This window comes from Streptosporangium sp. NPDC000239, from assembly GCF_040300765.1.
GTDB lineage: Bacteria > Actinomycetota > Actinomycetes > Streptosporangiales > Streptosporangiaceae > Streptosporangium.
Genome location: NZ_JBEPEI010000028.1, coordinates 1 through 21741 on the forward strand (window position 1 = coordinate 1; position 21741 = coordinate 21741).

Genomic DNA, 21741 nt, shown 5'->3' on the forward strand with positions numbered 1-21741 from the left:
TCCGGAGGCCGTGCCCGTTGTGCCGGTACGGCCGTCGCCGCCTCGGCGAATCCGGCGCCTCTTCCCTCACGTGCCCCGGTCGGGGATCACCTGGACGAGGGCGTGTCGGCCTGGCGGCGTACGGCCCGCGAGCGGCAGGCCGCCTCGACGCGGCGGCCGATGTCGCGTTCCCCAAGCTCAGACGGCCTGTCGGCCCGGCGCTCGTCCGGCTGGCACACACCTTCTTCGTCGTCCCGCAGGACAGGCCCGGCCGGTGATCACCTCGTCGGCACAAGCCTCTGGTCGGATCTTGGAGGTCCAGATCATGCAGCACACCCCCGATCGTCCGGTGATCCCGGGCTGGCGGTTGATCATCAGTGACGCGGGCCGCTTCTGGGCCTTCCGCACCCACCTCTTCCCCCGCGCCGCCGTACAGGCCGGAGCCGAGTCGGCCGTGGACGCCGACACCTTCGACGAGATCCAGGCCGTCATCGCCGAGCAGGAGGAGAAGGCCCGCACCGCTCTGGTCGAGGAGGTCACCTCGTGACGGGACGCCACCGCGACGGCCAGCCGTACGCCCCGGTGTATCGGCGGGTGTGGGACGGTCCGGCGCGGGCGGAGGCTGAGCGGATCGACCAGGCCTGGGCGGACTGGACGGTTCTCTACAGCCTGGGACGACGCTGTTTCTACGCCGTGGCCGCCTGGGACGGACCTCGACCGGTGATCGTGGAGGACCCCACGGCTGACGGGTTGGAGGAGCGGATGAGGGAGGCCGAGATGATCCGGGCGATCCGGCTCGCGTCGCGGCCTTCTCCGGCGCCGGTTCGGCGCAGGAGGGGTGGGACGGGTCGTCCGCCTTCCGGGGCGCGGAACGAGGTGGTCGCCGAGGAGCTCAGTGAGGAGCGGGGTTCGTCGGCTGGGGAAACGGTGCCCGCTGGGGGACGGCCTTCGTCGGGCGGGGAGATGGTGTCCGCTGGGGGACGGCCTTTGTCAGGTGAGGGGACGGCGTCCGCCGGAGAACGACGTTCGTCGGGTGGGAGGGCGGCATGACGGTTGGTATCGCGCGTCAGAGTTGCGACGCCGTACAGCGGGCCCATTCCGGCTGGCTGGTCTTCCACAACTCGACGACCGGTTTGTGGAGCGCCTACCGGAGTGTTCTGCCCGGCAGGCCGTACCCCGGGAACGTGCTGTTGGTGCGGGCCGACTCGGTCGAGGAGTTGGAGCGGAAGCTGACCGCCCAGGCACCTCCGGTGGTGCCGCCGAGCATCCAGGCCGTCGCCGTCGCCCGCGCTCTGCGGACTCGAACCGCCTGGGTCGTTCAGGCCGTATGTCCTGGTCAGGCCATCGCGCCTAGCCGGTCTACGGCATTGCGCAGACTTCTGCGCTCGTGAAGCCGGTACGGCGGGCGTGGACGTCATCCCACCCGTCGCTCGCCGTACCCATGAACGTGCGGCTCAGGCGGGAGGGGTCTGGGCCGCACACCTTCGCAAGGCGGTTCCCATGCGCGCCGGGACAAACGGGCGTGCTGGGGAAGAGGGAGCCGTCTGGCGCACCGGTCTCCGTATCTGGAGGCCGGTCCTCCTCCAGGGTGCCCGGCCCGTGCTCCCCGGCTCGGGGCCGGGCACCCGCCCCCTCCTCACTTCGTGAACCTCACGGCCCGAACGACGTGTGTTCCCTGTCCGCCCTCCGAACCAGGACGACCATGACCGACGACGAGCGACGCCTGATCGACCTGCTCATCAGCACCCACCCCGCCTGGCGGTACGAGGAACGGAACCTGCCCGGGCTGCCCCGCTGGTGGGCCGTCCGCTACGAACCCCTGCGCCTCGACCAGCGCGGAGCCGGGGCCCGGGATGTGCTCGGCCGTACGACCTTGCACCGGCTGGCCAGGGCGCTGGCCCGGCACGACCAGATCCTGCACACCCTCCGCTACTGAAAGAGAGCCCCCATGTCCCCGCTCAAGGCCGTCGCACCGGACGGCACCTTCTCCACCGGGCCCGACACCACCGAACGACTTCTCACCCCCGGCGAGGTCGCCCGGATCTTCGGCGTGGACCCGAAGACCGTCAACCGGTGGGCGCTCACCGGGAAGATCCCCTCGGTCAGGACCCCCAGTCGCCAACGCCGCTACCGGGAAACCGACATCAAGGCCCTCCTCGACGCTTCGGCTTGTTGAGAGGGGCGGCAAATGTGGTCGTGACGCTAGTTGTGGCCTGTTGGGGATACGCGGTGAGGTTGGCATGTGGACGGTGAGGACTTACCGGGGCATCCCGGGCCGCCTGACTCCCGCAGGCGGGATACAACAGCTGACGGACCGACCGTGGCACGGCTGTACAACGCCTACCTGGACAGCGAGGGCACCGACGCGGTCGATCACGAAGCCGCCGACGACCTGCTGCGCCGTGCGCCTGATCTCAAGCCGGTCGCGCGAGCCAACCGCGAGTTCTTGGCGCGCGCGGTTGGCTACCTGGCCGGTGAGTCCGGGATCGACCAGTTCGTCGACCTGGGCACGGGGCTGCCCACCCACCCCAATGTTCACCAGGTGGCTCGCGAGAGGCGACCGCAGGCGCGGGTGGTGTACGTCGACAACGACCCGGCCGTGTTCGAGCGTGGTCGTACGGTGCTGGATGACGGTGAGCGCACGGCGATGATCCAGGCGGACATCCGTCGGCCATGGACGGTCATCGACGATCCCCGGACCCGGTTGTTGATCGACTGGAGTCGGCCGGTCGCCGTACTGATGTCGTCGGTGCTGCATTTCCTCACCTCGCCCGAACCGATCGTGGCGGCCTTCCGCGAGGTCATGACGCCGGGAAGCCACCTGGTGATCTCGCACGCCACCGACACCACCAGCCGGGCCGACGGAGTGATGGAGATCCAGCGGCTGTACCGGTCGGCCGGACTGACCGTCGAGATCCGCCCCCGCCGACGCATCGAAGAGCTGTTCAGCGGCTTGGCACTCGTCGCGCCCGGGCTGGTCCCGGCGTCGTACTGGCGGCCGGAGGCTGAGATCCCGCCCGAGCAGCAGGGCGATCGGATCTGGATGCTGGCCGGAGTCGCGAGGGTACCGGACAGGTAGGGCCTACCCGCTCGCGGTCTTGACGGCGAAGGCGTTCGACGGGTTCCAGCCCTCTCCGGCGCGCCCCGGCGGACGTTCGCCGTCAGGCGCGGTGTCGTCGCCTTCTGAGCAGCAGGGTCACGCAGACGGTCAGGCACACCAGCCCCGCCACGGTCGTGATCACCGCACCGGCCAGGGCGTACTTCTGCACGATCTCCTGGTGCGCGGCCATCTCGGCGAAGGTCGAGGGTACGCAGTCCGCGCCGACGGGACAGCGTGGCGGATCGTCGGCGTCGAGCTTGCCGAAGCTGTCGTCCGCCTGGACGAAAACGCCGGTACCGGTCGCGGCCAGCAGGAACGCCGCGACGCAGGCCCGGCCCCACCACGCCGGCGTCCGCCAGGCGGCGGGCTGCCCGGCTCGGCGGCGGCGTACGGCGGACACCCGCAGGCTGACCACCAACGCGGCGGCGGCCACGGCCGGCAGGGGCCAGGCGATCGCCGCCACCAGCAGGGCGATGAGCAGGGCCGCCCCGAGCCAGTCGAACATGGCGGACAAAGTAGCACTTAATGCCCTGATCTTCGGCTGGCCCGCGTTCCACCCCGCCGGGCCCGGGTGGCCGGGGGCAGGTCAGGTGGCGTCGAAGGTGACCTTCGCGGTCTCCACGGTCGACGCGTGGCGGCCGGGGGCGCTCTGCCAGTACCAGTAGAGGTTGGTGTGGGCGATGACCTGCGCGGCGGAGGGCAGGCCCTCTCCCGCGTCGTCCGTCGTGTGCGCGTCGCCGACCAGTGTCACGTCGTAGCCACGGGTGAAGGCGCCGTGCATGGTCGAACGGATGCACGCGTCGGTCTGCGCGCCGGTGACGACGAGATGGCCGACGCCGTGTTCGGCCAGGAGCTCCTCAAGGTCGGTGGCCTCGAAGGAGTCGCCGTAGTTCTTGTGGACCAGCGGCTCCGCGTCACGGCGGGTGAGCTCGGGGACGTATCGCCACTCGTCGCTGTCGCGCTGGAGATGCTCGTCGGAGTGCTGCACCCAGACCACGGGCACATCCTGCGCGCGGGCCCTGTCGACCAGGTCGTTGATGTTCGCGATCACACCGTCACGGTTGTGCGCGTCCGCGACCACGCCGTTCTGGACGTCGATCACCAGCAGGGCGGTGTTGGGGCGATTGGGCAGGGTTGTCACGTGAGTCTCCTTTTCGTGCTCCCCTCACGCTAGACCATCCCACCGACGGTTTCGGCGCCCCCGTCCGACCGACGATTTCATCGCCGCCTCTCGAACCCCTGTGAAACATGAAAAAATTTCAGCGTTGAATCACAGCCGCAAGTCCTGATAAATCATGGAAAAGGTGATTTCGCTTATGGTGATTGCGAGGTTCTCCGGGAGAGGGCCTCGGGGCTCTCGTCGTTGAGTGGACGGCCGTCGTCAACAGGGCTCTGAGCTGGGTAAATTATGCCCGTTGGTCGGAGTGTGCGCCAGGAGGAACCGCATAGTAGATCATGATATTTGCTATTTTGGGGATTTGTTCCTTCGGCCCGCTTGGTTATCGGTCGGATGGTAAACGCGTGGTCACGTTGTGGCATAATCGCGTGCGGTCCGGCCTCTGGCTTGGCCTTTTCATGAATGGCGCTGAAAGAAAGGTGGCAGAGCATGCAGAAAGCGGCCCTTGACCGGGTGAGGCTCGTCTTCACCCTGCTCGACGCCGACGGCACCGGCTACCTGGAGGCCGGTGACTTCGAGCTCATGGCGAGCCGGGTCATCGCGGCCTCCCCCGACTCGGGCGACGTCGCCAAGGCCGCCATCCTGGCCGCCTTCCGGCGCTACTGGACGACCCTGGCCGCCGAGCTGGACGCCAACCGCGACGGTCGCATCAGCTTCGACGAGTACGTCGCGTGCGTGCTCTCCCCGGAGCGCTTCGACGAGGCCATCAGTGACTTCGCCGAGGCGCTGGCCAGGCTGGGCGACCCGGACGGTGACGGGTTCATCGGGCGGGACGACTTCGTGGCGCTCATGACGGCCATCGGGTTCGCGCCCGCGAACATCCACGCGCTCTTCGACGCCTTCGGCCCCTCCGACGCCGACCAGATCCCCGTCCCGGTCTGGGCCACCGGCATCAAGGACTACTACAGCCCGGAGAAGACCGACATCCCAGGTGACCACCTGGTCGGCTGACCAGCCGAACCCCCACGTCCGGCCTTCGTCGACACCAGGAGCAACAGGTGGAACCAGTCATCGGACTCGCCGTGGGCCAGGGGACGGGCCCCGAACTCGCGGCCGTCTTCGAACGGGTGCTGACCGGCATCGCCGACACGCACTCCGTCGGCATCGACCTCACCCGGTCGGAAAGGCTCTACCACTCCTACTCGTCGCTGAGGGCCGGCGCAGGGGTGGAGCAGATCCGCGAACTCACGCGGCAGGACGCCGACCACTACGCGGAGTTCTGCCGCACGCGGGCCGCCCTCGGCGTCCCGGCCGTCTTCCGTACGGCGATCAACGCCCAGTCGCTCTACCTCGTCCGCCAGCGCCTGCGGGCGGTCAAAGTCGACGCCATCACCACCCCCGAGACGTCGTTGCTGCTGGTCAGGGACGAGGCCCAGGGCTTCTACACCGGGGAGAACACCCACGCTCCCGGCTTCCTCGTGCGCACCATGGCGTTCAGCCGGGACATCACCGAGCAGGTCATCGCCTTCGCCGTACGGCGCGCGCGACAGGAGTGGCCGGACGGCGGAGCCGAGCGGATCATCATGGCCTACAAGTTCCACCTGCTCGACGGCGCCCTCGACGAGTGGGTGGCCGAGAGCGCCGCGCGGCACGGCGTCGAGATCGACCTGTTCCAGCCGGACACGGTGAACCGCAACCTGATCGAGTACGGCCCGCGCCCCCGCACGATGATCATCGCGGGCAACGAGTGGGCCGACATCATGCACGTGGTCCTGCTCGACCGCTTCGGCTCGGAGCGCCAGGAGAACCGCTGCACGGAGAACGTCTACCTGCACCCCGAGGCGGCCGGGCTGGTCGAGTACCAGACCGTGCACGGCTCCGCCGACGACCTGGCAGGGAAGGACACGGTCAACCCGGTGGCGACCGTACGGGCCGCGGCGGCGATCGCCGAACGGCACGCGGGCTGCGCCGGAGCGGTGCGGATGGTCGAGCGCGGCCTCGAATCCCTCGCCCGTCAGGGCGTCGGCACCCCCGACCTCGGCGGACGTCACTCCACGACGGCCGTGGTCGAGGCGCTGCTGGAGACGTTCGAGGCCCCGCCGGTGGAGTCGTGACGGCCACGGCCCTGGTCGTCGTGGACCTGCAGAACGACTTCTGCGCCGGCCCCCGGGCACTGGCCCGTTACCCGGGCGACCCCACCAGGCTGGAGGCCGTCGCGGCGAACACCGCGCTGGCCGTCGACCGGGCGCGGGCCCACGGCACCGAGGTGGTCTTCGTCCGCTTCGTCGGTGACGCCGAGCACCAGGGACCCAGCTGGCGGCGCCGTGACCGCGCGCTGGGCAAACGGCCCAAATGCCTGGAGGGCTCGTGGGGCGCGGAGTTCCGTACGGTCTCACCGGAGCCGGGGGAACGGGTCTTCACCAAGCGGGCGTGCTTCGACGCCTTCCTCAGCGAGGGGTTCGAGCGGCACCTCGTCAGCCGCGGGGTCGAACGGCTCGTCCTCGCCGGGCTGTACGCCGACGTCTGCGTCGACTCCACCGCCAGGACCGCCTTCCAGAAGGGGTTCCACATCACGGTGCTGACCGACTGCACCACCGGCCTGCACCTGCAGGACGTGGACATCCTGCGCTTCATGCGCGTTCTGTACGGCGCCTACCTCGCCACCCACGACCATCCGTGGACGCCTTCGGAGGAAGAGGAGGGAGCATGCCGTACGCCCGGGACGAAGGCCTGACCTCGGCCGTAGGCGTCGGCGTCGAGGAGGGGGTCGGCCTGACCGCCCTCATGGTGGCCGCCGCGCGGGCGATCGAGACCCACCGCCCTGACGCCCTGGCGGGCGACCCCTACGCCGAGCACTTCGTGCGGGCCGCCACCGTCTCGGCCGGTTGGCCGGTGCGCCCCGAGCAGGTTCCCGACGGGGAGGCCGACCCCCTGTGGGGCAGGCTGGGACGCTACTTCGGCCTGCGCACCCGGGTCATCGACGACTTCCTCGTCAACACGGCCCGCGCGGGCGTGCGGCAGGTCGTCCTGTTCGGGGCGGGTCTCGACACGCGGGCCTTCCGGCTCGACTGGCCGCCGGGCCTGGTCGTCCACGAGATCGACCGGGACGGCGTCCTGGCGTTCAAGCACCGGGTGCTGGACGGCCTCGCCGCCGTCCCGAAGGCCACCCGCCGCACGATCGCGGCCGACCTGCGGGACGACTGGGTCCGGCCGCTGGCCGAGGCGGGGTTCGACCCGGCCGTGCCGACCGCCTGGCTGGCCGAGGGGTTGCTGCTCTACCTTCCGCCGTGGGCCGAGCGGGGGCTCGTCGAGAGCGTGAACCGGCTGAGCGCCCCGGGAAGCGTCCTGGCCTGCGAGGTCAAGCTCGGGGTGGAGTCGCCGCAGGTCCGGGCCAGTCCCGTCTACACCGTGGCCAGACAGCGGATCGGCGTCGATCTCCTCGCCCTGTTCGACGGGGAACCCCGCCCCGACTCCGTCGGCCACCTGAAGGACCTCGGCTGGGCGACCACGGTCCGCACCCCCTTCGACTTCACCTACCACTACGGCCGGGGCCCGCTCCCGGTGCCGAACGACTCCCTGGCGAGCAACCGCTGGATATTCGCCGGAAAGTCCTGACACGGCACCTGATCACGGGGGAGAGCCGCCAGGATCGCCGACGGCGATGACCGGTGGGAGCGAGGGAGGCCCCACCCCGGGCCGCCCGTCTACCGGTCGGGGGCGGCGGCGGGCGGCGGCAGCGTGACGCGCTGGAGATCGCGGGCCAGGACGTCGAAGTGGCGCTGTTTCGACCACTGCGTGTGGTCCCCGATCACATACAGGCGTCGCTTGGCGCGGCTGACCGCGACGTTGAGCAGGTTGGGGCGCTGGGCGGCCCAGCGCTTCGCGCCGGGGCTGCTCGGGTCACCGCCAAGGACGAGGACGACCACGTCGGCCTCTCTGCCCTGCGCCGTATGGACCGTACCCGCCTCCACACCCTCGAAGGAACGCACCACGCCCTTGACCCCCCGCACGACGTCACGGAAGGGGCTGATCACGAAGACGCTCTCGGGAGAGATTCCCTCGCGTGTCAGGCGGCGGAGGATCCGCTCCAGCACCTCACCCTCCTCACGGACCCAGTGGCCGTCGGAGGCGGTGCCGGTCACGTCGATCCACATGCTGTCCGGCAGGGAGACCGGAGGTTGTTCCGGCTTGCCGTACACCATGAGCCCGTCGTAGGCGATGGCGTTGGAGATGCCGAACATGGGCTGGTCGCAGCGGCGGTGAACCCGCAGTGGCGCGCCGACCCAGACAGGGGCGTCCTCGCCGGGAAGGGAGGTGCCGTAGGCGTTGACGTGGTCGGCCAGTTGCTGCACCGAGGTGCGTCCGGGCAACCATCTCTCCTCCCGCACACCGAAGGTACGGCTCAGCGCCCGCTGGGCGGAGAACGGCAGCGTCACGACGGGTTCGAGCTGGAGAGGGTCGCCCACGGCGACCACACGCCGCGAGCGCCAGATCGCCCCCGCGGCGAGTTGCGGGGCGGCCTGCCCGGCTTCGTCGATGAAGAGCCAGCCCAGCGCCTCCTGGGTGAGGTGGGAGAACACCCGGTGGAAGGAGGCGAACGTGGTCGAGACCACCGGGACGAGGAAGAACAGGCTCTGCCAGGCGGCCCGGACGGCCGCTTCGGGAACGTCCGCGGGCGTCTCACCGCCCAGGACGTCCATGGCGGCCTGCAGGCTCTTGCGCATCCGGGACGCCTCGGCGCGCAGGAAGGCCTGATGGAGGCGGAGCGCCTCGACGAACAGCTCACTGCGTGCGGCGTTCCACACCGCGTCGGTCCACAGGGTCTGGTGTTCGCGCCGCTCGGCGTCGGCCCACCACTGCTCGCCGGGGAAGAAGGCACCCAGCGCGTCCTGTTGTTCGGCCAGCCGGGACCGGGCCCTGGCGAGGCGGGAGTTCGCCGTGTCCAGGGCCGTTCTCCGGCTGACGAGATCGGAGGTGGCCTCAATGACGGGCAGCCTCGAAGCCGTCAGGCGGGCGGAGACGTCGCCGAGCGCGTGTTGCGCGGCCTGTACCCGCCCGGCCAGGTCCCGGTCCTGCGCGAGCCACTCGCGAGAGGCCTTTCCGAGGGTGAAGATCGCGGTGACCAGCGTCGGCTGGAACCGCTGGTGCTCCTGACGTCGCCCTTCCCACTCGGCCACGTCCTGCCGGGCCGAGGCCTCCTGCCGCCGCAGCCGGTCCTGCTCGTCGCGAAGCCGACCGAGACGGGCCTCGGCGGCGGAGACGTCCCGGGTGGCGCTCTCGACCGCGTGGCGCAGAGCCGACAGGTCGCGTAGCGCGGCGTGGGTGGCGGAGTGCTCCCGCTGCAGTTCGCGGACCTTCTCGTAGGCGTGATTGAAGGACCTGACGGCGGTGGACCATGAGGAACCGCTGTTGGTCTGCCATGCCTCGAAGGCCGCGCGGAGGCCGGGTTCGTCGGCGGTGCCGTACCAGGCCCTGCCGGCGAACTCCACCCGGTTGGACTTCCTGCCCAGCTTGGCGGCCACCAGCCCCCACGCGGGTTCGCCGAGGACACGGCTCGCGATGTCGTCGAAGTAGGTCACCTCATCCCGCCACGGCGCGTCGATCGCTCCTCGCGCGGGGATCTCGGTCGTGACGTTCTCCACGGCCCCGTTGTTGGCCGAGGTGACCACCATCTCGAACCCGGTGAGATCCTCCCGCCACAGGCTCACCACCCGCCGGTAGTGCCCCGTCTGCCAGCGCATCTCCCCGGTGAACGCCAACGCGGTGTGCGCCAGCTTCGACAGCCGCAGCGCGCGCTCCACCACGTTGGCGGCGATCAGGTCTCTGAGCATCGTGGTCTTGCCGGTGCCGGGTGGGCCGTTGACCGCGAACAGCCCGGCCTGCGGGGCCAGCTCGGTCATGATCGTGTTGACGGCGAACTGCTGGCTGAGGGCGAGCGGTTTCTCCGGCCCCTGCGGCCAGCGGCCGGCGGGCACGAGGTCGGGCGCCACGTGCTCCAGGACCACGTGCGGATTCTGCCGCAGGTCGGTGCGCTCAGGTTCACGGGACTGGAGGTAGGCGTCCAGGGCGGAGCCGTACGCGCCGGTCCGGACGGCGGCGGCCACCCGTTTCAGGTCGTCGGCGATGAAGCTGTTGAGGAAATCGGTCCCCTCGTCCGAGGAGTGCTCCCGCCTGCGCGAGACCTGAACGGATTTGACGACGAGTCCCTCGGGGCGCAGGACACTCTCCACGCCGAAATCTTCGGCGGTCAGTTTCACCAGGGAGGCAAGGTCCTCATATCCGAGTGGGCGTCCGACGGACACGCCCTTCCCCCGGAGTTCGGTGGCCCGTTCGTCGTGTTCGAAGGCGGCGACGAGGTCCTCGACCGCCACGCCCAAGGAGCCGCACGCGGTCTCGAACCCCTCCAGCCAGTCGGCCTGACCTGGGCCGGGGTGAACCGTACGGCCCGCGGCCCAGGCTCCACTGGAGAACTCCCAGGTGCCGAGCAACGGCCGGCCCTCCTCGGTGAGGATCAGCGCGAACAGGGCGCTGGAGCCTCGCGGGGCGGCGTCGAAGCTCTCCGAATCGGTGCCGAAGACGTGCTCCAGCAGGACGCGCATCCGGTCGAGGGGGAAGACGCCGCCGTAGAGGATGTGCCGCCAGGCCATCGTGGGCTTGATACGTCTGCGCCGGAGAGGATGGTCCGGATGCCAGGGGAGCGGTTCACCCGGCTTGACGTGGAACACGGGTTCACGCTCGTCCCGCGGGTTGACCTTCGGAATGCTCTGCGGGCTGAACAGCTCACAGGCCCGCCAGAATTCCATGATTCGGGAACGGCCGTCGTTCAGGTGACTCACGGCACTCCTTGCGGGGGACGGCAAGAAAAGGCCCGGGAGCGAATTCCCAGGGCCCGGCGGTGCGAGTGTGATCACACATTAGACGAACGAGACGCGAGCGATTACGCGCCTTTTGAAGATAAGAGGTCTAGGGGATGTAGTCCTCGCTCACCGGGGAGCGGAGCAGCTCTGACGGTACGGCTCATACGGAATGAACTGCCGCCATTCCCGCTGGTCGAATGGCCGGCCCGCGACGGCGCAGACCGCCCCGGCCAACTCGTCGGGCAACTCCACGTCCCAGATCCGCACCGTCATCCCCGTGGTGACGAGCCGGGAACCGTCCGAGCTGAACGCGGCCGAGTAGACCGGCCCTTCATGAGCGGTCAGGGAATCACCGATCTGCCGGTGGGTGGCCACCTCCCAGAGCCGGGCGGTGCCGTCGCCTCCGGCGGTGGCCAGGCGGGTCCCGTCCGGGCTGAAGGCCACGGTCTGTACCGGACCTTCGTGCCCGGTCAGCGGAGCTCTGATCTGCCGGTGGGTGGCCACCTCCCAGAGCCGTGCCGTACCGTCGCCTCCGGCGCTGGCGAGTCGGGATCCGCTCGGATCGAAGGCGATGGAGAAGACCGGGCCCTTGTGTCCGACGAACGGGTCGCTCAGCTGTCGGCGGGTTTCCGGATCCCACACACGAACGGCCCCGTCGCTCCCCGCGACGGCCAGGCGCGATCCGTCCGGGCTGAAGACGGCTGAGAAGAGCGGGCCCTGGCCTTCACTGACCGGCTTGCCGAGCTGCCGGTAGGCGGCCAGATCCCAGAGCCGGGCGGTCCCGTCGTCACCGGTGGTGGCGAGCCGGGAGCCGTCCGGGCTGAACGCCACGGACTCCACCGGACCCGTGTGGCCGACCAGCGGCTCTCCGAGCCGCCGATGATTGATCACGTCCCACAGACGGACGGTGCCGTCGCCTCCGGCGGTGGCCAGGCGAGTCCCATCCGGGCTTAGGGCGACCGAGAAGAGCTCGCCCACATGGCCGGCCAACGGGTCTCCCAGGGGACGGCGGGTGGCCAGGTCCCAAAGCTGTGCCGCGCCGTCGCCTCCCGTGGTGAACAGCCGGGTCCTGTCCGGGCTGAAGACCGCCTTGCGTACCGAGCCGTCGAGTCTTCCCATCGGGACGCCGACCTGTCTGTGGACGGTGACGTCCCACAGCCGTACGCCGTCGTTCCCGGAGGTGGCCAGCCGCGCCCCGTCAGGGCTGAAAGCCACTGAGGACGGGTGCTGGTGGCTGCTCATCGGGGCGCCGATCTGCCTGCGGGTGGCGGGATCCCACACCCGCGCTGTCCCGTCGTCGCCGACCGTGGCGAGCTGGGCTCCGTCCGGGCTGAAGGCCACGGACCGTACGGCCCCTTTGTGGCCGGTCATCGGGCTGCCCACCTGTTCACGAGAGGCGGTGTCCCAGATGCGGACGGTGCCGTCGATTCCGGCGCTGGCGACGCGTGACCCGTCCGGGCTGAAGGCGACCGACCACACCACGCCGTCGTGGCCCTTCATCGGGGCTCCGATCCGCGCGTGGGTGCGGGTGTCCCACAGGTGTACGGCGCCGTCGTCGTCCGCGGTGACCAGGCGTGACCCGTCCGGGCTGAAGGCGGCCGACCATGTCCCGGCCATCGGGACGCCGACCCGTTCGCGGGTCGTGAGGTCCCACATGTGGGTCTTACCGCCGGTGGTGACCAGGCGGGAGCCGTCCGGGCTGAAGGCCACGGACCGGATCTCGTCGTCGTGGCCCTTCATGGGGGCGCCGAGCTGTTCGTGTGTGGTGAGATCCCACACCCGCGTCGTCCCGTCGCTGCCGGCGGTGGCCAGGCGGGTCCCGTCCGGGCTGAAGGCCACGGATCGTACGGCTCCCTCGTGACCGGTCATGGGGGAACCCAGTCGCCTGTAGGTGGCGGTGTCCCAAAGACGTACGGCGCCGCCGGTCTCCGCGGTGGCGAGCCGGGAGCCGTCCGGGCTGAAGGCCGCGGATTCGACCGCGCCCGCGCGACCTGCCAGGACCGCACGTTCGGGTCTGCTGAGAACCGCCACCAGGCCGGCCCGCGCCTCGTCGGTCGGCGCGATGGCCCATGCCGCCACGGCCAGCCGGGCCGACGTCACGGGATCGGCGGACAGCGTCTCGCTGTGAGCGGCCACCTGGCGGGACATGATCTCGTTGCTCCGCTGTTGTACCGCATCGCGCTGTCGGCCGACTTCCTGGTTGGAGAAGACCAGAAACACCGAGACGCCGACCAATCCCACGCCCAGGACGCCAAGTCCCACGAGCACCGTTCGCCACAGGCGCCGGTTCCGTGCGGCGGCGGCGGTACCGGCACGAAGGAACTCCTCGGCCACGGAGGTCAGCCGGAGACCACGCCGGGGGTCGGCACGCCAGCGCGCTCCGGCCGTCCCGGCGTGCTCCAGTTGCGCGCCGTGGTAGAGAAAAGAGGATTCGCGCTCTTTCGCGTCCCACTCGGCGGCGGCCTTCTCGATCTTTCCGTGCAGAATCCGGTCGACGCGGTCGTCGTCCAGCCAGCCACGCAGACGACTCCACGCCGTCGTCAGCACATCATGGGCGAGTTCGACGGTCTCGGTGGTGACCATGAGCCGGTCTTCGGTGAAGGCCGTGACCACCTCTCTGACGGCTTCAGGCCGCTCCGCGCAGAGGACGGTCAACTCGTCGACACTCAAACGGCGGCGGACGACATGCCCGTCGTCGTTCAGGAGCACGAGCGCCATGATGACGCGCCTGGATATCTCCTGCTGTTCGGGGTCCAAGCGGCCATACACTCTCTCGGCGGCGTCCTGGACGGCGGAGGCCACACCGCCGGAACGGTCGTACCCCTGCCGGGTCAGCCGATCGCCGTCGCGGTTCTCCCAGATCCGCACCATCGCCATCGACAGCAGAGGCAGCGCCGTCCCCACGTCTTCCGGGGCTCGCAGGTGCCCCGCCAGCTCCCGTACCACCTGCTCGGCCAGGTCCTTCTCCACCTCAAGCCCGGCCGCGGCCGCGGGTCCGGTGATGGCCCGCAGCAACTCCGCCTCACGCATCGGCTCAAGCACGAACATGCGCTCTTCCAGGGCCCGTGCCAGCGCGCTGTGGGCGGCGCAATGCTCCACGACGAAATCGCCGCGTACGGCCACCACGACCACCCCGGACCCTCCCGTCGCGATCGAGTGCAGCGCGTCCACGAAGGCGGCCCTCTCCGCGGGTCCCTCAGCGGACAGGGTGAACAGCTCCTCGAACTGATCGACCACCATCACCACTTTTCGCGGCCCCTCACCGTTCCCGCCCTGCTGCCGCCGGCGGATCATCACGGCGGACAGCATCTGCCGTGTCCAGTCGGCGGCCTGCGCGGGATCTTCACGCAGTTCGCCGAGGACCGCGCCGCTGTCGGCGCCGCACGGGACCGCGAGCTCCCGTGCCAGGCGCCGTAAGGGGGTCGTCCCCGGGGTGAAGGTGATCTGATGCGCGTCATCGAGATCATGGTGGGGAGACGGAGCCGTGAGCGTGGGCAGCAGCCCGGCATGCAGGAGTGAGGACTTTCCCACACCGGATGCCCCGGTCACGACGACGAGGCCTCCGCCGTTGACCATGGCGACCAGCCGGGAGACGGCCTGTCCGCGCCCGTGAAAGACCGTCGCCTGCGCCGGCCCGAACGGCGCCAGCCCTTGATAGGGGCAACCGCCGATCCACTGCGGTTCCGGCGCCGAGGACACCCCCGTCGTGAGACGGCGCTCCAGAACATTCAGCCGATCGCGTACCGTGACCAGCAACGCGGTCTGGTGGCGGCGCTCGGCGTCCTGCTGGTAGAGGATCTCCTGGATCTCCCCGGCCGCCGCGTCGAGCCGCTCCAGCATCGGCGCCAGTGCCGTGTTCTGCCGGCCCAGTTCGGCGAAGCCCGACGCCATCCGTTCCAGCAGCTCCGCATGCCCACCGGCGAGCGCCTCGCCGAGAGCCGCGCGGGTGGCGTCCACCGCCTCCAGCGTCGCCACCAGGGCCTCGGCCAGCGCGTCGGCACGGGCGTCCCCCAACCGCAGGGCCTCTTCCAGCCGTACGGCCAGTTCTTCTTCCAGGCGCGCGGCACGCTCCTCCTCGGTGCCGCCGGTACGGGCGATGGCGGTGTCCAGAGCGGAGCTGATGACGGTGGCCAGCATGTTGCCGCCGACCGATCCGATGACGTTCATCCCGGCCAGTTGCACCGCCAGCCCCGGTTCGGCCAGGGCCAGCGGAGTCAGCGCGCTGGCGCACAGAGTCGCCAGGAGCAGTCGCGGCGTCGCCTTTGCCAACTGGCGCCCGGCCGCCCGGAGCACCCAGCCCCGGGCCCCCTGCTGGGCGGCCGAGATCTGTTCCGGAGACAGGGGTACTCCGTCCGATGCCTCCTGGCGCTCCACCTATCGCTCCTGATCTGAAGGCGTGGCTCCCCTGCGGGAAAGCAGATCCTCTCCACAGCATCATCGATACGGAGGGGACAACGCTACCGATCACGACGGATGTTTCAAGAGCGGCACCGTCGCCCACCTCACGCCGCCCCGGCCACCGCCCATGCGGTCTTTCGCCGGACGTGGCCGGAGGACGTCTCGCGGGGGGTTACCGGCCTCCGGTGTGGGTGCTCCAGAGAGGGGTGCCGGTGGGGGTGTAGACGACGACGTTGCCGTCGTCCTGTACGGCCAGGCGGGCGCCGGAGGAGCCGCCGGTCCTGGTCGACCACAGGGCGACTCCGGCCGCGTCGTAGATGACGAAGTTGCCGTCCTGCTGCATCAACGCGACCGCGCCGGGACGGCCCGCCGTACCCGAGGACCACAGGGGGGCGGTGACGTTCACCTGGGTGAGGACCAGGTCGCCGTCCCGGCGGTAGGTCAGTTTGAAACGCCCGTCGCAGGAGGTCTGGGACGCCCCGGGGAACAGGGCCTCGTCGGGTTGGAACCAGATACAGGCCGTGGGGGCGGTGCCGACCTTGAGGATCGCGGGCTCGGTGACGCCCAGCACGTGGTGGACCTGCCCGGAGGCGAACTCCGGCTGCAGGGTCGAGGCCGAGGCCGCCTGCACCTGGTAGCCGCCCGGCCGTGACAGCGGGGTGCCGCCGCAGCCCGTGGTCGGGACGCCGACGTGCCGGGACTCGTCCACGTTGCCGGTGACGGTCCAGTCGCGGACGCCGTTGACCGCGTAGCCGTACCCCATGTGCAGGCCGCGCAGGGTGTTGCCGGTCACGGTCGCGCCGTGGACGGTGCCGGTTCCGCACGTCCACACCTGCCAGCCCATGGCCATGCCGACCTTGATGAAGGCGCTCTTGGCGTCGACCACGTTGCCGCGGACCGTCGTGCCGGTGTAGTCGCCGTCGACCGGGGCGATGTCGACCAGGTTGATGCCGCCGAGCAGTTCGCTGTGTTCGGCCCGCACGGTGTTGTTCTCGATGGTCGAGCCGGGGGCGCCGAAGATGACGATGCCGCCGTCGGTGGCGTCCACGACCGTGTTGCCGCTCACGACGGAGTCGCCGCAGGCCAGCGAGATCCCGTCGGCCCACTGGCCGCTCGGCCGGTCGACTCCCGCGGGGCCGACGCGGTTGCCGGTGATCCGGGCGCCCTGGCACTGCGGCGTCCCCGAGCTGACGGCACCCTCGTAGTAGTGCAGCGCCGACCAGCTTCGCGGGTTCCTGATGGCGCTGTTCTCCACGATCTGCCCGGTGGCGGCGCCGCCCATCTGGACCAGGGCCGACCCGGTCCTCTGCCCGAGGGTGGGGCGGTCGCCGTCGATCTGGACGTTGCGTACGGCCACCCGGCTCCGGCCGACTCCGTCGACGGCGGTGGTGACGGTCGCGGAGGCGAGGCGCAGGGTGGCGCGTGTCGTGCCCTCGGGCAGGCCCTCGGTGAACAGCTCCTGGTCGGCGGCGGTGAAGCGGACCGGCTCGGACAGGGTGAACACCGCGCCCTGGCAGAGCACCGCCTGGGCGCCGGGCCCCGTCAGGGCGGCGTTGATCGCGGTCTCGGTGCCCGACGGGATGCAGCCGGCTGACGACGGGCCGGTCCCGGCCCGCGCGGCCCCCGGTACGGCGGTCGCGACGAGCAGCGTGAGCAGGGCCGTCCCGAGTCTTGTCGTCGGTCGTGTGCTCATGGTCAGTTCACCAGTCCCCAGTCGAGGGCGCCCGAGTAGAAGGAGGTGCCGAAGCCGGTTCCGGTCGCCAGCGTGCAGCCGACCTTCTGGTCGGTGGCGAAGCCGGTGCGGCGGCAGTAGTCGATCTTTCCGTCGCCGTTGGCGTCGGACCAGTTGCGTCCCTCCGGGTAGCCCTGGTCGATCGTGTCCGAGGTGATTTCGGCGCCGAAGCCGGTGCCGGTCGAGGTCAGGCAGCCGACGTGCGTGTCGACGTGGTTCTGGGTGCCGAACACCCGGCAGAAGTCGGCCTTTCCGTCACCGGTCGCGTCGACCCACGCCCGGCCGGTCGCCTGGCCCCAGTCGAGCGCGCCGGAGAGGAACAGCGGGCCGAAGCCGGTGCCGGTCGAGGTGTTGCAGGCGATGGTCCGGGCGGAGGTGGCTCCCACGCTGCGGCAGTAGTCGGCGTTGCCGTCCCCGTTGACGTCGGTCCAGGACCGGTCCTCGGTGTAACCCCAGTCGGTGTTGCCGGAGTTGACGTCCCTGCCGAAGCCGGTGCCGGTCGAGGGGGCGCAGCTGAGGTAGCCGTCGGTGTGGTTCTGGGTGCCGCGGATCCGGCAGTAGTCGGCCTTGCCGTCGGAGTTCACGTCGACCCAGGCCCGGCCGGTGGTCTGGCCCCAGTCGAGCACGTCGGAGATGAAGGTCTCACCGAACCCGCCGGAGGTGAACGGCGTGCAGGCCAGGCGGGACTCGGGGACACCGCCGACCCGGCGGCAGTAGTCGATCTTTCCGTCACCGGTCGCGTCCACCCAGGCCCGGTCCTCGGGGAAGCCCCGGTCGAAGTTGCGGGAGTTGACCTCCATGCCGAAGGCGCTGCCGGTGGAGAGGGTGCAGCTGGCGTAGGCGTCGACGTGGTTCTGGGTGCCGCGCAGCCGGCAGAAGTCCGTCTTGCCGTCGCCGTTGACGTCCACCCAGGCCCGGCCCGCGTCCTGACCCCAGTCGAGCACGCCGGAGGTGATGGTGATGCCGTACCCGCTGCCGGTGGACAGCGTGCACGCCACCTTGCTGTTGGGCACCGCGCCGACCCGGCGGCAGAAGTCGGCCTTGCCGTCGCCGTTGAAGTCGACGAGGCCTCGCACGACCCCGGTGGGACCGGCGACGTCGGGGACGACGCCCTGGAAGATCTGGATCTCGTCGAGGTCGCCCTTGACGAAGCCGCCCGAGGCGCCCTTGCCGATCAGCAGGGGCTGCTGGGAGCGCCACGGCTGCCACTGCGGGCGCATCCCCACGGTGACCTTGAGCGCCCCGTCGACGTAGAGCCGCAGGTGACGCTGCTGGGCGTCGAAGATGCCGACCAGGTGGTGGTACTCGGTGGGATTGGCCACGGAGGTGATCGCGAAGGTGGAGTTGGCGGTGTCGGTCGCCGAGGCGGGCATCGAGAAGACCCACTTACCGTCGCCGCCCGGCTCGTAGTACAGGGTGAACCCGCCGGAGACGAACGTCTGGGCGCGGGTCAGGTCCGAGGGCCGTACCCAGGTGGAGACGGTGAACGACTGGTCGGTGAGGACGACCGGGTCGTCCGGTGCCACGTAGTCGTCGACGCCGTCGAGACGGAGACCGGTCGCGCCGCCGTGCCCCGCGCCGGAGGGCGGGACCTGCACGCCGCCGTAGAAGGTGAGGTCGCGGAACATGCCGGAGGAGTCGTGGGCCGGTCCCGGCCCGACCTCCTCGAAGTGCCACTCGGCCACCTTGCTGTTCAGCGTGGGGTCGGCGATGGCCGCCGCCTCGGTGGTGGCGATGGCCCGGTTCCACGCCCTGACCTCGGCGACCGCGCCGTCGAGGGGGGAGCCGCCCCAGCCGCCGCCGACCTGGAAGGCGCCGGAGGCGTCCCAGGCGGTGACGTCGCCGACGGTGGCCTCCAGGGTGCCGTTGACGTACAGCTGCACGGACCTGGTCCCCGCGTCGTACACGCCGGTGAGGTGGGTCCAGACGCCGGCCCTCGGCACGGTGGTCGACAGGGCGGACGAGGCGGTGGCCCCCGCGGTGTCCTGCGACGGGACGGTCATCGCCCACCGGTCCTGGGCCGCGAGGTAGGAGAGGAAGAAGGCGCGGTTGCCGGTGCCCCGTTGCGAGACCACGGTGCTGTCGGCGCCCTTGCCCGCCAGTTTGACCCAGGCGGAGACCGTGAAGCTGGTCGCGGTGTTGAGGAAGTCGGCCCGGCTGGCGTAGTCGTCGGCGCTGTCGACGCGCAGCGCGCTGCGCGACCTGCCGTCGGGGCCGGGCGCCAGCCGTCCGGGCTCGCCCAGGGTGGCGCCGCCGTTGATCGTCAGGGCGCGTCCCTTGTCGGTGTCGTCGAAGGCCGTGGCCGACCCGGGGGCGTCGTTGAGCAGCCACCTGGCCAGCTCGGGCTCCGGTGAGCCGACGACGAAGGAGTGGGTCCTACGCGGCGACTGGTTGCCCGCGCGGTCCACCGCGACCACGTACAGGGTGTGGGCGCCGCCCTCGGTGGGGGTCCAGCCGACGGTCACGGGGGCGCCGACCGAGGTGGGGATGGCGACCGTGGAGGGTGGGTCGGAGAAGCCCCACTTGTAGGAGGCCACGTCGGGGGAGCTCTGGAAGGTGAACTTGCCGGTCTGGCCGACACCGCCCGCGACGTTGTCGCTCTCGGGGTAGACGTCGGAGGTCACGGTCGCCGTCTGCGGCCTGACGGTGTCGGTGACGAACTCGCACTTGACCGACTCGTCGCTGGTGGCGTTGGCGTCGGACGCCCTGGCCCAGAAGCGGTAGGCGGTGTTGTCGGCGATGCCGGAGGTCGGGGTGACCACGGCCGTCGTCCCCGAGCCCACGCTCGACTGCGTCAACGGTCCCTGCTGGGCTCCGGCCGGGTCGATGGCCTGCCAGTAGAAGGAGGCGGTCATCGCCTCGCCGTCGCCGTCGGCCAGGTAGGCGCGCCAGCTCGGCGTCAGCGTGCTCACGTACGGCCGTTCGCCGCCGGTGGCGCACGCCTTGCCGTCCACGGTCAGCGAGCCGGGCGGGCTGGGGACGGTGTTGGTGTTGACGATGAGCCTGGCGGTGGTGGCGTCGAACTTCTTCCATCCCGACGAGCTGTCCTCGTCGTCGGCCCGCAGGCCGAGGGTGAGCCAGCCGCCGTACTGCCTGCCGGACACCACCCACGAGTCCAGCGGGAACTCGGTGAACTTCCTGGCGTACTGGCAGCTGTTGTTGGCGACGCTGGAGACCTCGGTGCCGTTCCACTTCCAGGCGTCGGCGTTCCAGGTCGTGCCCGGGCCCAGGGTCGTGCCGACCGTGTGCAGCCAGGTGGTGCTGTCGGAGCAGGAGGTCGAGCTGAGCAGGTCGATGGTGAACCGGGAGCCGGTGAGGATCTGCTTGCCGGAGAAGGGGGCGGCGGAGAACTGGAACATCGACCGGTAGCGCGAGTAGGTGGCGCCGTCGTTGCCGCTGGGGTAGTAGCCGACCTTCGCGCAGTCGGTGTCCCAGCCGCCGGAGCAGTTGCGCCGGTCGTAGTCCCAGTACGACTGGTTCGGGGCCGCCTCGTTGATCATCGTCCAGTACGTGTAACCGACCGTGGGGTCGATGAACAGCGGGAACGTCGTCTTGGGGTCGGTCAGCAGGGCGGTGTCAGGCTTGAGGGTGAGTCCGCGGCCCGCCGTGACGCCCAGTTCGACGGGCGCGCTCCTGGCGTCCTCGGCCGGGGCGGCCGCGGTCGAGGGCTGTTTTCCCGAGGAGTCCCACATCGCGGGGGCGTCGGCGGCGAACACCGTCCTGCCCTGCTTGTCCACGGCGCGCGGCCCTTCCCACTTCAGGCCGGTCAGGGCCGTGGGCAGGGTGATCTCCCGCAGGGCCGGGTTCTTCGCGGCCTCGCGGGTCTTGACCACCAGCACGAAGGAGAAACCGGTGTCGAGCGCGGTCACCACGAGGTCGACGCCGTCGAGCACGTCGGGGTAGGTCGCGCGGGCGTCGCTCACCGTGGGCCGCGGCAGGCTGGAGGGCCAGGAGAGCGCCAGCTCGGCCTTGCCCTGTACGGCCCGCACGAGGGGGCCGGTGCCGCCGCCCGACAGGCGGACGTCGACCGTCGAGGCCCTGGGCCGCAGGAGGCCGTCGGTTCCGGGCACCAGGGTGGGGTCCGGCTTCGTCCAGGTGCCGTCGGCCTGCCGTACCCGGCGGGGGTGGGCGTACTGCTCGACGGTGCTGCTGCCGTCGGGGTTGACGAAGACCTGGGTGGTGGGGGTGCGTTCGCTCTCCACCTCGACCCTGGTCTTGCACGCCCTGGACATCTTGATCGCCGCGTCGGTCCGAGGCACCGATTCGGCGCAGTCGGGGGCGGCGGTCGGGGGCGACTGCGCCGCCGCCGGGGTGCCGGTCGCGGACACCATGCCGATGATCATCAATAACGACGCTGCGAGTACGGCCGACCGCCGAAGTGCCGCCACCGTTTTCCCCTATCCGAGTAGATCTTGCCGGGCTGGACTGTAGCCGTCGGCATCTCGTCAAGGTCGCCGCGCTGTCAAAAATGGCAGTAAACCAGCCAAAAATGGCAGATTTCCGGCGATGTGGAGATAAGAGAAGTGCAATTATTTTTCACCTGGTTAGGCGGCTTTTC

General features: G+C 70.4%; 15 protein-coding genes. 9 read left to right on the top strand and 6 right to left on the bottom strand.

Annotated elements, in window-relative coordinates:
* The first annotated feature begins 289 nt into the window (after window positions 1–289).
* The 5 genes from ABT340_RS38890 (at window position 290) to ABT340_RS38910 (ending at window position 3058) form a co-directional block, all read left to right on the top strand.
* Window positions 290–526: a hypothetical protein gene (locus tag ABT340_RS38890; RefSeq protein WP_352015944.1), complete on the top strand. Its 237-nt coding sequence runs from the start codon at window positions 290–292 to the stop codon at window positions 524–526.
* Between the two features lie 499 nt (window positions 527–1025).
* On the top strand, window positions 1026–1370 hold the full coding sequence (locus ABT340_RS38895; RefSeq protein ID WP_352015945.1) for a hypothetical protein: 345 nt from the start codon (window positions 1026–1028) through the stop codon (window positions 1368–1370).
* Window positions 1371–1681: 311 nt separating this feature from the next.
* The gene (locus ABT340_RS38900; RefSeq protein ID WP_352015946.1) at window positions 1682–1915 is read left to right on the top strand and encodes a hypothetical protein; all 234 of its coding nucleotides are present in this window, start codon (window positions 1682–1684) and stop codon (window positions 1913–1915) included.
* A 12-nt stretch (window positions 1916–1927) separates the two neighbouring features.
* Window positions 1928–2155 (top strand): BldC family transcriptional regulator, encoded by a 228-nt coding sequence (locus ABT340_RS38905; RefSeq protein ID WP_352015947.1) that lies wholly within the window; start codon window positions 1928–1930, stop codon window positions 2153–2155.
* A 66-nt stretch (window positions 2156–2221) separates the two neighbouring features.
* Entirely contained in the window at window positions 2222–3058 is an 837-nt protein-coding gene (locus ABT340_RS38910) for an SAM-dependent methyltransferase (protein ID WP_352015948.1), read from the top strand.
* Between the two features lie 82 nt (window positions 3059–3140).
* On the opposite strand, the gene ABT340_RS38915 is transcribed toward ABT340_RS38910, so the two are convergent.
* Window positions 3141–3584 (bottom strand): hypothetical protein, encoded by a 444-nt coding sequence (locus ABT340_RS38915; protein WP_352015949.1) that lies wholly within the window; start codon window positions 3582–3584, stop codon window positions 3141–3143.
* An 81-nt stretch (window positions 3585–3665) separates the two neighbouring features.
* A complete protein-coding gene (locus ABT340_RS38920; RefSeq protein ID WP_352015950.1) occupies window positions 3666–4220 on the bottom strand; it encodes a cysteine hydrolase family protein in 555 nt (184 codons plus the stop codon).
* Between the two features lie 465 nt (window positions 4221–4685).
* On the opposite strand from ABT340_RS38920, the gene ABT340_RS38925 reads away from it, so the two are divergent.
* Genes ABT340_RS38925 through ABT340_RS38940 form a run of 4 tightly spaced genes read left to right on the top strand, consistent with a single transcriptional unit; the run spans window position 4686 to window position 7811 of the window.
* Window positions 4686–5207 (top strand): EF-hand domain-containing protein, encoded by a 522-nt coding sequence (locus tag ABT340_RS38925; protein ID WP_352015951.1) that lies wholly within the window; start codon window positions 4686–4688, stop codon window positions 5205–5207.
* 47 nt (window positions 5208–5254) lie between these two features.
* Window positions 5255–6310, top strand: coding sequence for an isocitrate/isopropylmalate family dehydrogenase (locus ABT340_RS38930; RefSeq protein WP_352015952.1), 1056 nt, complete (start codon window positions 5255–5257; stop codon window positions 6308–6310).
* Window positions 6307–6930, top strand: a complete 624-nt coding sequence (locus tag ABT340_RS38935; RefSeq protein ID WP_352015953.1) for a cysteine hydrolase family protein — start codon at window positions 6307–6309, stop codon at window positions 6928–6930. Before ABT340_RS38930 ends, ABT340_RS38935 begins: the two co-directional genes overlap by 4 nt.
* Window positions 6903–7811, top strand: a complete 909-nt coding sequence (locus tag ABT340_RS38940; protein WP_352015954.1) for a class I SAM-dependent methyltransferase — start codon at window positions 6903–6905, stop codon at window positions 7809–7811. The genes ABT340_RS38935 and ABT340_RS38940 overlap by 28 nt, the downstream gene beginning before the upstream one ends.
* A gap of 89 nt (window positions 7812–7900) precedes the next feature.
* Here ABT340_RS38940 and ABT340_RS38945 read toward each other — a convergent pair whose 3' ends face one another.
* The 4 genes from ABT340_RS38945 to ABT340_RS38960 all read right to left on the bottom strand — a co-directional run bounded on the left by ABT340_RS38945 (window position 7901) and on the right by ABT340_RS38960 (window position 21526).
* On the bottom strand, window positions 7901–11032 hold the full coding sequence (locus ABT340_RS38945; protein WP_352015955.1) for a DEAD/DEAH box helicase: 3132 nt from the start codon (window positions 11030–11032) through the stop codon (window positions 7901–7903).
* A 147-nt stretch (window positions 11033–11179) separates the two neighbouring features.
* On the bottom strand, window positions 11180–15427 hold the full coding sequence (locus ABT340_RS38950; RefSeq protein ID WP_352015956.1) for an nSTAND1 domain-containing NTPase: 4248 nt from the start codon (window positions 15425–15427) through the stop codon (window positions 11180–11182).
* A 196-nt stretch (window positions 15428–15623) separates the two neighbouring features.
* Window positions 15624–17144, bottom strand: a complete 1521-nt coding sequence (locus ABT340_RS38955) for a right-handed parallel beta-helix repeat-containing protein (RefSeq protein WP_352015957.1) — start codon at window positions 17142–17144, stop codon at window positions 15624–15626.
* A 2-nt stretch (window positions 17145–17146) separates the two neighbouring features.
* Window positions 17147–21526: a LamG domain-containing protein gene (locus ABT340_RS38960; protein WP_352015958.1), complete on the bottom strand. Its 4380-nt coding sequence runs from the start codon at window positions 21524–21526 to the stop codon at window positions 17147–17149.
* Between the last annotated feature and the right edge of the window lie 215 nt (window positions 21527–21741).

Coding starts and splice junctions, on each gene's coding strand:
- ABT340_RS38940 (WP_352015954.1), top strand. CDS start 6,903: ATGCCGTACGCCCGGGACGAAGGCCTGACCTCGGCCGTAGGCGTCGGC.
- ABT340_RS38900 (WP_352015946.1), top strand. CDS start 1,682: ATGACCGACGACGAGCGACGCCTGATCGACCTGCTCATCAGCACCCAC.
- ABT340_RS38905 (WP_352015947.1), top strand. CDS start 1,928: ATGTCCCCGCTCAAGGCCGTCGCACCGGACGGCACCTTCTCCACCGGG.
- ABT340_RS38955 (WP_352015957.1), bottom strand. CDS start 17,144: ATGAGCACACGACCGACGACAAGACTCGGGACGGCCCTGCTCACGCTG.
- ABT340_RS38915 (WP_352015949.1), bottom strand. CDS start 3,584: ATGTTCGACTGGCTCGGGGCGGCCCTGCTCATCGCCCTGCTGGTGGCG.
- ABT340_RS38960 (WP_352015958.1), bottom strand. CDS start 21,526: ATGATCATCGGCATGGTGTCCGCGACCGGCACCCCGGCGGCGGCGCAG.
- ABT340_RS38925 (WP_352015951.1), top strand. CDS start 4,686: ATGCAGAAAGCGGCCCTTGACCGGGTGAGGCTCGTCTTCACCCTGCTC.
- ABT340_RS38895 (WP_352015945.1), top strand. CDS start 1,026: ATGACGGTTGGTATCGCGCGTCAGAGTTGCGACGCCGTACAGCGGGCC.